Source organism: Psychrosphaera saromensis (genome assembly GCF_002954545.1).
Classification (GTDB): Bacteria; Pseudomonadota; Gammaproteobacteria; order Enterobacterales; family Alteromonadaceae; genus Psychrosphaera; species Psychrosphaera saromensis.
Genome location: NZ_MSCH01000003.1, coordinates 1699779 through 1713081 on the forward strand (window position 1 = coordinate 1699779; position 13303 = coordinate 1713081).

Sequence of the window (13303 nt, forward strand, 5' to 3'; positions counted from 1 at the left end):
ATATTAATATGAAAAAATCATTTTTAAACCATAAGACGGTAATCGCTTCTGTTGTCGCAATGACATTAGCTGCCTGTGGAACTGGCCCTGAAACATCTGAAAAAGATGCTAGTGATATTTGGCCTGTATTAGATATTGCTGTTAAAAAAGATGACAAAATCGAAAGTAAAATTGTTGAAATAATGTCAACAATGACACTTGAGCAAAAAGTTGCGCAAATGATGCAACCTGAAATTCGAGATATTACCGTTGAAGACATGCGTAAGTATGGTTTTGGTTCTTACCTAAATGGTGGCGGTGCATTTCCAAATAATAATAAACATTCAACACCTGCGGATTGGATTAAATTAGCTGAAGATTTGTATCAAGCATCTATTGATGACAGCGTTGATGGTTCTAATATTCCAACAATGTGGGGAACGGATGCGGTTCATGGGCATAACAATGTTATTGGCGCGACCTTGTTCCCGCATAACATAGGTCTTGGTGCAGCTAACAATCCAGACTTAATTGAAGAGATTGCAAAGGTAACGGCTACAGAAGTAATGGTTACTGGTATTGATTGGGTATTTGCTCCTACTGTAGCTGTCGTTCGTGATGACCGTTGGGGTCGTACTTATGAAGGTTACTCTGAAGATCCTGAGATTGTTCGTAGTTATGCAGCGTCTATTGTAAAAGGTTTACAAGGTCATGCAGATAAAGACTTCTTAAGTAATGACCGTGTTATCAGTACGGTTAAACATTTCATTGGTGACGGCGGTACCGTAAAAGGTGATGACCAGGGTGATAATGTTTCATCTGAACAAGAGTTATTTGATATTCATGCACAAGGTTACGTTGGCGGTTTATCTGCTGGTGCGCAATCTGTAATGGCGTCATTTAATAGCTGGCACGGTGATAAAATTCACGGTAATAAATATCTATTAACTAATGTTCTTAAAGAACAAATGGGTTTTGATGGATTTATTGTTGGTGACTGGAATGGTCATGGTCAAATTAAAGGCTGTACTAACGAAAATTGCCCTCAAGCAATTAATGCTGGTTTAGACATCTTTATGGTGCCAACCGCTGCTTGGAAACCTTTGTTTGAAAATACAGTACAACAAGTTAAAGACGGCGTGATAGCAATGAGCCGCATTGACGATGCAGTTACTCGTATTTTACGTGTTAAGTTACGTGCGGATTTGTTTAATAAACCAAGCCCAGCTAAACGTCAATTCTCTGGTAAAGTTGAATTGATAGGTGCTCAAGCTCATAGAGATGTAGCACGCCAAGCGGTACAAGAATCTTTGGTATTGTTAAAAAACAAAAATGTATTACCTATTAAACCAACTAGTCATATTTTAGTTGCTGGCAACGGTGCTGATAATATTGGCAAGCAGTCTGGTGGTTGGTCAATTACTTGGCAAGGTACTAACAACATAAATGCTGACTTCCCAGGTGGCACATCTATTTATAAAGGGATTGCGGATCAAGTAAACGCAGCAGGCGGTAAAGTAACATTAAGTGAAGATGGTACGTTCAAAACTAAACCTGACGTTGCAGTGGTTGTATTTGGTGAAGAACCTTATGCTGAAGGCCATGGTGACCGTGAAAACCTAGATTACCAACGTGGCGAAAAGTCAGACTTAGCTTTGTTAAAGAAACTTAAAGCTCAAGGTATTCCAGTTGTTTCAATCTTTTTATCTGGTCGTCCTATGTGGGTTAATGCAGAGTTAAATGCAAGTGATGCATTTATAGCGGCATGGTTACCAGGTTCAGAGGGACAAGGTGTTGCTGATGTTATTTTAGCCAATGCAGATGGTTCAGTTCAAAATGACTTCAAAGGTAAGTTATCTTTTACTTGGCCTAAATCTCCAGACCAAGCAGTGATTAATCGCTTTGACGAAAACTACGCTCCATTATTACCGTATGGTTTTGGTCTGCAGTATGGCGATGAAAATGTATTGGCTGATGATTTAAACGATGTTGTTAAACGTGACTTATCTCAAGTAACGACGAGACAAATATTTAACGGTGAAATGCAGAAGCCTTGGTTGTTATGGTTATTCTCTGGCGACAAAGAAGTGGAAGTTAAATCTAGTGCGCAAACATTAGGTGCATTAGCTTATCGTACCGTTGATAAAGTCGTGCAAGAAGATGCTCGTCAAATAACATTAGACGGCTCAGAAAGAGCGGGCTTAAGAATCGCGAGTAAGAGTAGTTTCCGTGAAGACTTACGTTCAGATTTAGAAGTTAACTCTGCATTACATTTCCAAATTAACGTTATGGAAAAGCCAACTGGTAAAGTTGAACTATCGATGAACTGCGAAGGTGAAGGCGATAGTCAAAATAGCTGTGGTTCAAGCATTGATATTACAAAACAGCTAAACGCAATGCCTTTAAACGAATGGCAAACTCTGTCAATTGATATGGCTTGTTATGCAAATACAGGCACTATCATGAGTAACTTAGTTGTACCATTTGAATTATCATCAAAAGGTAAGCTTAAACTTAGTGTTGCAGACATTAAACTTGAGCCTAATACAGCTGCTCAAGCGACAATTAGCTGTCAGTAATCAATAGTGTTTAAATGCTAGGTGCTACGTACCTTTCATTCACGAAACGTTGATACATAAATAATGATTAAAAATGGAAGCCTAGCTTCCATTTTTTTTTGGGGAAATAATTATCTACTTTTATTTTTTAATGAAAACTAAGTGGATTACTTGATTAACACCATTTCAATAAATATTTTATTAGTTCACGATAAAAATATTTTGAGGATATGGATATAGGCTCCAAAACCGTTCTCATTATCCTGCACTTAACATAATTGCAAATGTGTACTTTGATTTAACTGTTTGAAATTTATGGATTAATTGTCAGGTGTTGTTGATTTCCTCTGTGCTTATATCTAGAAAAAACATCATCAAAACATCTATTTTATTGAATAATAAAAAGTTGCATTAGACCAGAAATTATTTATTATCCCGCCACTTCTTGTTGATAGCCAATCCAAGTACATCGCAAATGCGGCCAGGCAATAGAGCAACTATCCAAGAGTGAATTTGAATATTTAAATATGTTGAACTCGCTCAAACCTTAATTGGTTTATATAGCTTTATGAAAACGTTTGGAGAAATTGCGATGTCTGTTACAAACTTAGAAAAGAACTTAACCTCAACCATTGTTTCACCTATTAACGGTGATGTTGCTAACTCATTAGACAGTAATACTATTGGCTCTTTAGTTACGCAGTTTGGCACGCCGTTAATGGTATTAGATTGTGACGTGGTTCGTCAGCAATATCGTGCATTACAAGATGCATTACCAAACGTTGAATTGCATTACGCACTTAAGCCATTACCTCATCCAGCGGTAGTTAGAACGTTACTGGCAGAAGGGGCTTATTTTGATTTAGCCACTAACGGCGAAGTCGATTTAGTGCAATCTGTTGGCGTACCTAGCGAACGTACAATTCAAACGCATCCAATAAAACGTGACAGTGATATTCAACACGCATTACGTTATGGCTGTACTGTGTTTGTGGTAGATAATGTTAATGAATTAGAAAAGTTTATTCCTTATCGTGATCAAGTTGAGCTTTTATTGCGCGTTAGCTTTCCTAATGCCGATGTTCTTGCCGACTTATCTAAAAAGTTTGGTTGTAAACCAGAGCAAGCATTAGAGCTTATAACTCATGCGTTTGACTTAGGTATTCGTATTAAAGGTTTGTCGTTTCATGTTGGGTCACAAACGCGTTCTGGCGACAAATACGCTATCGCAATATCACGTTGTAATGAAATCATGCAACAAGTGACCGATGCAGGCTTACCAGTTTTAAGCACGCTTGATATTGGCGGTGGTTTTCCAGTGCAATATACGGCAGATGTATTACCAATAAGTATATTTTGCGAGCCTATTCGCCAAGCATTAAACGTATTGCCAGAAACGGTTAGAGTTATTGCAGAGCCGGGACGTTACTTAGTGGCGCCATCAGTCACCAATATTGCCTCTGTAATGGGACAGGCTGAACGCAATGGACAAACTTGGTACTATCTAGACGATGGAATTTATGGGTCGTTTAGCGGCTTAATGTTTGACGAAGCTAAGTACGAAACTAAAAGTGTAAAGCAGTCTAATGAGGTTTACTCTTCGGTTTTAGCAGGTCCTACTTGTGACAGTATTGATGTGATATCAGACAATATTATGTTACCAAAACTAAACAATGGTGACTTAATTGTCAGCACTATGATGGGCGCGTATTGTTCATGCACTGCAACGGACTTTAACTTCTTCAAAAAAGCAGACGTGATAGTGATGGGCGAAGAAACTGTATTTGATTCTAATTCCATCAGTGCTTAATTAGTACTTAAATAGTGCTTAGTATTTTCTCTTCACACGTACATATGATTAAAAATAAAAAAGCCGCTAAATTAGCGGCTTCTTTTAACTAAGTTATTCTTTAATGTGTCATAATTTTAATCTTATAAATCAATATAATTATAATATGGTAAATAATTATGAGTGAAGCCGTGAGAAGAATCGTCATTGTTGGTGGTGGAACCGCTGGTTGGTTAACTGCAGGTGTTATTGCTGCCGAGCATAATTCAAAGTCTGAGTCAGGTTTACAAGTTACTTTAATTGAATCACCGGATGTCAGTGCCATAGGTGTTGGAGAAGGTACTTGGCCAACAATGCGCGAGACATTAGATAAAATCGGAATTAATGAAACTGATTTATTTCGAGAATGTGAGGCATCATTTAAGCAAGGTTCTAAATTTTCCAAGTGGGTTACCGGAGATGTAGACGATAATTATACCCACCCATTTGTATTACCTCACGGCTATTTGAAAACAGACCTTGTTTTTCCATGGCAGAAAAATAGAGAGGCTATTTCATTTTCTGACGCCATGAGTTATCAAGGCCATATATGTGAGAATGGCAGAGCTCCTAAGTTAATTTCAACTCCAGAATACGCTGGAGTTACAAATTATGCTTATCACCTCAATGCAACAAAGCTAGGTCTCTTTTTACAAAAACATTGTATTGAGAGCTTAGGTGTTAAGCATATAGTTGATCATGTGACAGGTATAATTTCATCTGATGATGGCGATATTGAATTATTGAACACTAATGTCAGCGGTAAGATTGGTGGTGATTTGTTTATCGATTGTTCAGGCTTATCTTCAATACTGCTAGGTAAACATTTCGATGTACCATTTATTAGCAAAAAACACATACTATTCAATGACACCGCTTTAGCTGTGCAGGTACCTTATCTTGATGACAATGCACCAATAGCTTCACATACAATATCTACCGCTCAAAGCTCAGGTTGGATTTGGGATATAGGATTACCCTCAAGGCGTGGGGTAGGTTATGTCTATTCGAGTCAACACTCTAATGATAAAGATGCTGAGATAGAATTACGTGCATATATAGAGACTTCAATTGGTAAAGTAGAAACTGACAAACTAAACGTTAGAAAAATAAGTTTCAATCCAGGACATCGTGAAAAATTTTGGCACCGAAATTGTGTTGCCATTGGTATGGCTGCTGGTTTTTTAGAGCCACTTGAAGCGTCAGCACTAGTATTAGTTGAACTTGCAGCAGCTAAAATAAGCAATGAAATGCCAGCTACACGTGAAACAATGGATATTGTGGCCAAACGTTACAATAAACAGTTCCTTTATCGTTGGGATCGGATTATTGATTTTTTAAAACTACATTATGCTTTAACTAAAAGAACGGATTCAGCATATTGGTTAGATAACAGGAAACCAGAATCGATTCCTGAAAGTTTAAGTGAATTATTAACTCTGTGGAAGTATCATCCTCCAGGGCCGCAAGACTTTAACCATGCAGAAGAGGTTTTCCCTTCGGCTAGTTGGCAATATATATTATATGGTATGGGCTTTGAAACAACCGAGAGTACAATGACTCGAAAATTTCATGATGAAGAAGCTGCACAGCGATTTTATAATGAGAATAAAAGTTTAACTCAAAAGTATTTGTCAGCTTTACCTAGCAATAGAGATTTGATTGATAAAATAAAATTATATGGCTTACAAAAGGTCTAACGTTAAGTTGCTTTTATTTAGTGTAATTCTTCGAGCTACTTAAATTAAGGCTGAGTATAGATAACTTTAAAATATCCATAGCTCAGCCTTTCTGTAATTAAGTTAAGGTGTTGAACGACAGTACTGATCTAGAAATGTTTGATGAGAAGGTAATTTATCCACTGCATTATCTATAGTTTCTCTAATTTGAGTTAAGAAACTCTCCAACTCATGTTGTTTCATAATAGCTGCTATTTGGTGATATTGTTTAGGATAAGCTCCTTGTCCTAACATAACTTGTGACCAAGAATCGACACGGAATAACTCACTCTCAGTTGTGAACACTCGACCAGTTTCCTTAAATAAATTTAATCTTTGTTTTAAGGTGCCAGGTATTTCCATATTTTTACAATATTGCCAAAATGGAGAATCGTCTCTTTCAGTACAATGGTAATGGAGAATAATGAAATCTCTAATATGCTCAAGCTCTGATGTAAATTGTTTATTATATTCGTTCACAGCAGAAGGCGTTATACCTTGAAAAGGAAATAATCTAATTAGTCGCAAAATACCAGACATAATTAAGTGTATGCTTGTCGATTCTAAAGGCTCTAAGAAGCCACTAGATAATCCTAGTGCTACACAGTTTTTGTTCCAACCTTTTCTACGCCGACCCGTTTTAAATTTAATAACTTTGGGGTGCTTAAGTGGTTCACTTTCAATGTTTTTTAATAATAAATTCTTAGCATCTTCATCAGACAAATATTTGCTACAAAATACTAATCCGTTTCCTACTCTATGCTGTAAAGGAATACGCCATTGCCAGCCACTTTTATGAGCGATGGAGCGTGTATATGGGAGAGGCTCTGATACTGTTTTGGTTTGCACTGCTACCGCACTATCACACGGTAACCAATGTGACCAATCTTCATAGCCAGTATGTAGTGACTTTTCTATAAGTACGCCCGCAAAGCCAGTGCAATCTATAAAGAGCTGACCTTCAATTGAGGCTCCATTCTCTAGCTGTATAGACGTGATATCACCAGTGTCCTTGTTTTTAGAGACTGTACTTATTTTACCTTCAATGCGCTTAACCCCGTGAGATTCTGAAAACGTCCTTAAGTACTTAGCATACAAAGTTGCGTCAAGGTGATACGAGTAATTAAGCCCTCCCTTAGAAAGGGCGAACTTTCTAGCTTTTGCTGCTTGGATTTCAAAGCAGTAGTTGTCAAAGTTATAATCGATGTTATTTTTTTTTCCATGTAACCAAAAATGTTGAAACTCACCAGCCCAGCAATCCTTACCTACACGCCCAAAGCCATGCATATATTCGTCGTTACCATTTCTCCAATTTTCAAAGTTAATACCTAACTTAAATGTCGAATGGGTAGCTTTCATAAAGTCTTGTTCATTAATACCTAATAATCGATGAAATGCTGCCAGTGTAGGTATAGCTGCCTCTCCTACACCAACGGTACCAATCTCATCTGATTCAACTAATGTGATATCGAAAGCTTTACCTAATAGTTTAGATAAGGAGGCTGCCGCCATCCAGCCAGCAGTTCCGCCACCAGCAATAACCACTTTTACTATGTTTTTATTATTCATTTAAAACTCCAATCCAGATGGTTGGTTATTGAATTATAAATCGTTTTTTATATCGACCAATCGTTGAATATTACCCAAAGACGCTGTAATTAAATAGGCAAGTCTTAAGAAACCTGATGAATGAAGCTCATTTAAGGCATCACCGGTAAGGTTAGATAGTTTTTCTTCGTTAATCGTATAGTTTCCATTAAGTGATAACTTGTCACCATTTTTTAACTCAATGTTTAAGACTAAAGGTTCAATTAGATCATATTTTAAGAAAAGCTTAAACATTTTTGGACTTAGTTGTGAGCCTTCATGTAAAGCTTTTAAAGATTGGTTTACATGTTGGAGGTATGGACTAGCTTGACCGTTTTCTAGAAAAATAGACTCACCAAGGGTTTTATTAACTCTTGGGTTATCCATATCAATAGCGACAACTGGGTTTTTAGTTACTTTGCCATTTTCATCTTTCTCTTCAAAACCTATAGTAAAAGGGCCTTTCTTGATCATCGCTGGTATATAACTGGCTTGCCAACCATTATTAATATACAGGTTTTCGTCAGTAACTAATCCAAGTAATACTACACTTTGAAATTGGCCTGTTTCAGGGCTTTTAATGAATAGAATAGGGTAATCACGTTGAGCTTCTTTAATTTCTGTTGGAAATATTAATGCACTGTTAACTTTTTCAGAAAATGCATCATTAAAATGAGTAATTATTTTTATATCTTTGTGGTTTTTATTATCGAGAATGCTGAGGTTAGCCATGGAAGGTCCTGTTAATAGATATGCAATTTAATTATTTTTATTATGCATTTGAGTAATTAATGTACCGGAGTAGAAAATAATAAACCGCTGAATTTAAAATTCAGCGGTTTATATTAGACCTTTAGTTTATTAAAGATCTATTTTTACATTGAGCTCGTTATTATTAGAAGTTGTAACTAACTCCAAGTTCATAACGTGAACTCCACTCTTCTGCATAAGTTAATTGATTTTCAGTACGACCATGTCTACGAGGATCTTCGCCAGTAATATTTATACCTGCAAATGTCATAGATAGCTGTTCATTTATTTGGTAGCCAATACTAAAGTCAATTTGAGAATAAGCTTCAGTAAACTCAGGTTCATTTTCATAAATCGCTGCATTGTTTAAGAACTCGTCACGCCAGTTGTAGGCAATTCGAGCTGAGAAACCATCCTTCTCATACAAACCAACGATGTTGGCCGTGTCACTTAAACCAAGTAAAGCAAACTGTTCAGCTGTACTGGTTAAATCAAACTCAATGTCGCCATCAACAAGAGTATAATTAGCTTGAACACCAAAACCAGTATCACCAAAGAAATGTTGAGTTGCTAATTCCCAACCATCAATAACAGCTGTTTTATTGTTAACAGGTGATTGTGATAAAAATGTCATCAATGGATCATCACTATTAGCGATAACATCCACTGCTGATTCATAGTAGTTGTCAGTGTGTCCATTAGCATACAATGCTTCGCCTAATTGCGTTGCTGCAACTTGTGAAAACAGTGTTGTATCGTTTAATGCTATACCCGCAGTTGCCAAATCAGCAATTGCTTGCTCGACTCTTGGGCCACCAGTAGCATCTGTTAAATCGTAATAGTCATTTACAAGAGGTCCGTTACCTATAAACTTATCAACGTCTTTTCTGAAGTAACCTACAGAAACATAACTTGTGTCTTGAAAGTACCATTCAACAGAAAGGTCTATGTTACTTGACTCTATTGGAACTAGATTTGGGTTACCTGTACTTGCTGCTCCATTAGTACCACCAAGCGCTGTCGGTGTAGATGGGCCAGCATTAATGATTGTTGCATTACTTAACTGACCATATTGCGGACGAGCAATGGTTTGACTGTAAGATGCGCGAGCTTTTACGTCGTTTGTTAAATTAATATCAAAATCAATATTAGGTAAAAAATGCTCGTAAGAGTTAGTTGTAGTAACTAATTCTGCAGCTTCTGCGTCGCCTTGAACGACTTCAAAATCATTATTACTTTTCCATATTACAGCAGTAGGTTTTGCTACATAAGAAATAGAGGAAGAGTCAGTGCTTTCATAACGTAAACCGACAAATACATTGTAAGACATCTCAGCTACTTCACCCGCGTATGATGCTTTTACATAAGCGGCTGTAATATCTTCTTGAATACGACGGCGAACATTTGTATTTGGATTACGGCTTAAATCGATACCGTATTCTTCAGCTGCCCACTCCGCTAATTCAATTGTGTCGCCTCTAAAGCCTTGAGTCCAACCTTCTGTTTTATAATCGTCCAATGAATCATTAAAATCAATTGCTTCTAATATACCCTCTGGTAGTTCACCAGGGTTATTTACCCCCCAGTCACCCATTGCTAAATTTGCATCTGATTGAACTGAATAATTATCCATTTCTCTTGATTCAATCCCAAAGTCAATTTGACCGTCGTCAAATAACCAAGTTCCGTCTATGCGAGCTTGGGTAATGTCATTAGTATTAACAGCATATGATTTTTGGTAGATAGAAGAACCTACATCACTTTGATCAAGGGTATTGCTACAATTCAAGCCACCATTATCGATACTATCATCAGTTTTGTCATTAATACGAGGATCACAATCATCAAAAGCAATAGTGATTGCTGGTAAGCCTGATGCTGAAAAAGTACCACCTTGGCCAGCTAGCACATTAGCACCAAGGCCAAACGTTATAGCATTACCATAGTCTGACATAGGAGACGATTCAGAAGAGGAGTCGTTATAATCGAATTTTAACGTTAAGTCATCATTCACTAACCATTCGATGTTTAGACCAATAGAGTCATCTTCTGTTACGGAGTTACGATATTTTTGTTTTACTGCAATATCACGAGGCGCTTGTTCTATTCTGTTTTCAGCATAAAATAAAGGAGAAGGGTTTAAGCCTTCAGTAAATGCAATCGTACTTTTATAAGAATCCATCCAAATTGATAAATCAGTACCTTGCTGTTCTTGCTCTAATTTAGAGTAAGTGTAATCAAGAGTAGCGGTAATATTTTCTATAGGACGATATTGAAGTGTTAACTGTGCGTTTGTACGTTCACGCTGTCTATCCCATAACGTGTATGCAATGTCTGAAGGAAGTGCATAAGACTCTCCAATATCAGGAGCACTCATTAATAGAGTTGGTGTGTCTGCACCATCAGGTATTTGGTTATCTATAGTGCCATCAAATGCAGAATTACGCCATTGGGCAACACCAGCACTTGTTGAGCTGCTATCACGTTGAGAGAAACTACCATTAAAAGATGCTCCAAACATTTCCTCTTCATCAGTCCAGCTTAATAGACCAGAAAGTTCAGGGGTAACTAAGTCGCTATAATCACGAACACCATCTCTTACAGTATTATCCATCATTAATTTACCACCAATATTGGCAACAAATCCTGGATTATCAAGAGGTTTAGCTGTGTTGATGTTAATTGTTGCACCAATACCGCCACTTGCCGCCGCCGCATTAGCTGTTTTATAAATCTCTACTGAATCTATAGCATTAGATGATAAATTTTGAAAGTCAAACGCTCTAGAGTCTGAAGCGCCTCCTCCTTCTGGCAATGAAGTAGATGCCATTGCTCGGCCATTTAGAGTGATCATGTTGTACTGAGGGCCAAATCCACGAACCGTTACACGACTGCCTTCACCATTTGAACGATCAATTGATACACCTGTAATACGTTGCATTGACTCTGCAAGATTTGTATCTGGGAATTTACCTATGTCTTCTGCTGAAATTGCATCTACAACACCAGAGGCGTCACGTTTCATTGCTGTCGATTTAATAATACTTCCGCGTATACCACGTACTTCGATTACTTCTACATTGTCTGCAGCTTCATCGGCTGCATAAACCATAGGAGCAGTAAATGCACCTAAAGCGATTGATAAGCTGGTTGCTATTTGTGTTTTTGTAAAGCGATTATTTTTCATATTATTCTCGCACTTTCCTGTTGATGTTGTGATTATATATTATTAGGGTCACTCGCACTGAAAGCGCTTACATTGTTTCCTGTTGCAAAAACTGAAAGCGCTTACATCCATAAAATAATCCAAAATATGCACATCGTCAAGGGTAAATTTGTAATGGTATTATAGAGTTAAAGCTCTATAACCCCTTACGCTACGGCGGCTGTGGGCTAGATTGTAATAAATAACAAGTATGATCAAAATTTCATTGTAAGCGCTTACATAAGATGGTTGAATAGTCACAAATAATAATAGCAAGGTTAAGTTATATGGAAGTCAGCAGTTCATCTATTAAGCAATCGAATAAATTATCGTTAAAAGAAAAGGTTGGTTACGCATGTGGGGATGTAGCATCTAATTTTTACTGGCGTGTTTTTGATGTATTTTTATTTATATTTTATACCGATGTATTTGGTCTATCTGCAACCGCTGTAGGTACCATGATGTTGGTGACGCGTTTAATCGACGCCTTTTCAGATCCGCTTATGGGCGCGATGGCAGATAGAACGTCAACCAAGTACGGTAAATTCAGACCTTATCTACTTTGGGGCATAACTCCTATCGTGGCGGCAGGTGTCTTAACCTTTACCGTTCCAGATGTTGGGGACTCAGGTAAGCTGATTTGGGCGTATGCTACTTATATCTTTATGATGTTAGCTTACACCTTCATTAACGTGCCATACGGTGCGCTTATGGGCGTGATCACCTCAGACTCTAATCAACGTACCACATTAACCAGTTTCCGCTTTATCGGTGCATTCTCTGGCGGAACTATCGTTGCGTACTTAACACCAGACTTAGTGGCATACTTAGGCAATGGTAATGAAATTTTAGGTTGGCAGTTAACGATGGCGCTTTATGGTGCGGTTGCAGCGGTTCTATTTTTTATTACTTTTGCTACGACTAAAGAAAGAATATCACCTCCAGCAGAGCAGAAAACACCAATACTGCAAGACTTGAAAGACCTCACTCAGAATAAACCTTGGATTATCTTGTTTAGTCTTGCCTTGATCATCATGTTAACCATTACCTTACGTGGTAGCTCCGGCACATTTTACTTTAAATACTTTGTTGGCAGGGAAGACTTAATAGGCTCATTTTCTATGGCGTATATGCTGAGTTTAATGGTTGGTGCCGCCAGCACACCTATATTGGTGAAGTTTTTAGACAAAAAGAAACTGTTACTTATCTTAATGGGACTAGTGGCAATCCTGTCCGTAATCTTTTTCTTTCTGCCAAAAGACAACCTTCCTTTGATATTCGCCGTTCAGATCTTAATTGGCTTATGTTTAGGCCCTAAATCACCACTGGTTTTTTCTATGTATGCCGACACGGCTGATTATTCCGAATGGAAAAATGGTCGACGTGCTACGGCTATGATCTTTTCTGCCGCAGCTTTTGCTCAGAAATTAGGTGGAGCTATCGCTGGTGGCATGATGGGCTGGCTTTTAGGCTCTCTAGGTTATGTAGCAAACCAAGCACAAAATTCAGCGTCGGAAATGGGCATCTTACTATTGATGTCGATAATTCCAGCCGTGTTTGCGGTATTAGCGGTAGCGTGTATTTGGTTTTATCCGCTAGGTCAGCAAACGCTGTCACAAGTGCAAAACGAATTAAAACAAAAAAGTAATTATCAAGCAGGGGCTTCAGAATAAGATCA

The 13303-nt window shown here is 37.8% G+C and carries 7 protein-coding genes; 4 read left to right on the forward strand and 3 right to left on the reverse strand.

Annotated features, from left to right (window positions below):
• The first annotated feature begins 8 nt into the window (after positions 1-8).
• The 3 genes from BTO11_RS07780 (at position 9) to BTO11_RS07790 (ending at position 6065) form a co-directional block, all read left to right on the forward strand.
• Positions 9-2558 (forward strand): glycoside hydrolase family 3 protein, encoded by a 2550-nt coding sequence (locus tag BTO11_RS07780; protein ID WP_105053700.1) that lies wholly within the window; start codon positions 9-11, stop codon positions 2556-2558.
• A gap of 571 nt (positions 2559-3129) precedes the next feature.
• The gene (locus BTO11_RS07785) at positions 3130-4347 is read left to right on the forward strand and encodes a type III PLP-dependent enzyme (protein WP_105053701.1); all 1218 of its coding nucleotides are present in this window, start codon (positions 3130-3132) and stop codon (positions 4345-4347) included.
• Positions 4348-4505: 158 nt separating this feature from the next.
• Positions 4506-6065: a tryptophan halogenase family protein gene (locus BTO11_RS07790; protein ID WP_105052072.1), complete on the forward strand. Its 1560-nt coding sequence runs from the start codon at positions 4506-4508 to the stop codon at positions 6063-6065.
• Positions 6066-6167: 102 nt separating this feature from the next.
• On the opposite strand, the gene BTO11_RS07795 is transcribed toward BTO11_RS07790, so the two are convergent.
• The 3 genes from BTO11_RS07795 to BTO11_RS07805 form a co-directional block, all read right to left on the reverse strand.
• The gene (locus BTO11_RS07795) at positions 6168-7652 is read right to left on the reverse strand and encodes a tryptophan halogenase family protein (protein ID WP_105052073.1); all 1485 of its coding nucleotides are present in this window, start codon (positions 7650-7652) and stop codon (positions 6168-6170) included.
• Between the two features lie 33 nt (positions 7653-7685).
• The gene (locus BTO11_RS07800) at positions 7686-8402 is read right to left on the reverse strand and encodes a SapC family protein (RefSeq protein WP_105052074.1); all 717 of its coding nucleotides are present in this window, start codon (positions 8400-8402) and stop codon (positions 7686-7688) included.
• A gap of 163 nt (positions 8403-8565) precedes the next feature.
• Positions 8566-11607: a TonB-dependent receptor gene (locus BTO11_RS07805; protein WP_105052075.1), complete on the reverse strand. Its 3042-nt coding sequence runs from the start codon at positions 11605-11607 to the stop codon at positions 8566-8568.
• Positions 11608-11912: 305 nt separating this feature from the next.
• On the opposite strand from BTO11_RS07805, the gene BTO11_RS07810 reads away from it, so the two are divergent.
• The gene (locus BTO11_RS07810) at positions 11913-13298 is read left to right on the forward strand and encodes an MFS transporter (RefSeq protein WP_105052076.1); all 1386 of its coding nucleotides are present in this window, start codon (positions 11913-11915) and stop codon (positions 13296-13298) included.
• Positions 13299-13303: the final 5 nt, after the last annotated feature.

Bases quoted from the DNA above. Each gene is read 5' to 3' on its own strand.
- BTO11_RS07780 (WP_105053700.1), top strand. From the start codon at position 9: ATGAAAAAATCATTTTTAAACCATAAGACGGTAATCGCTTCTGTTGTC.
- BTO11_RS07790 (WP_105052072.1), top strand. From the start codon at position 4,506: ATGAGTGAAGCCGTGAGAAGAATCGTCATTGTTGGTGGTGGAACCGCT.
- BTO11_RS07810 (WP_105052076.1), top strand. From the start codon at position 11,913: ATGGAAGTCAGCAGTTCATCTATTAAGCAATCGAATAAATTATCGTTA.
- BTO11_RS07805 (WP_105052075.1), bottom strand. From the start codon at position 11,607: ATGAAAAATAATCGCTTTACAAAAACACAAATAGCAACCAGCTTATCA.
- BTO11_RS07795 (WP_105052073.1), bottom strand. From the start codon at position 7,652: ATGAATAATAAAAACATAGTAAAAGTGGTTATTGCTGGTGGCGGAACT.
- BTO11_RS07800 (WP_105052074.1), bottom strand. From the start codon at position 8,402: ATGGCTAACCTCAGCATTCTCGATAATAAAAACCACAAAGATATAAAA.
- BTO11_RS07785 (WP_105053701.1), top strand. From the start codon at position 3,130: ATGTCTGTTACAAACTTAGAAAAGAACTTAACCTCAACCATTGTTTCA.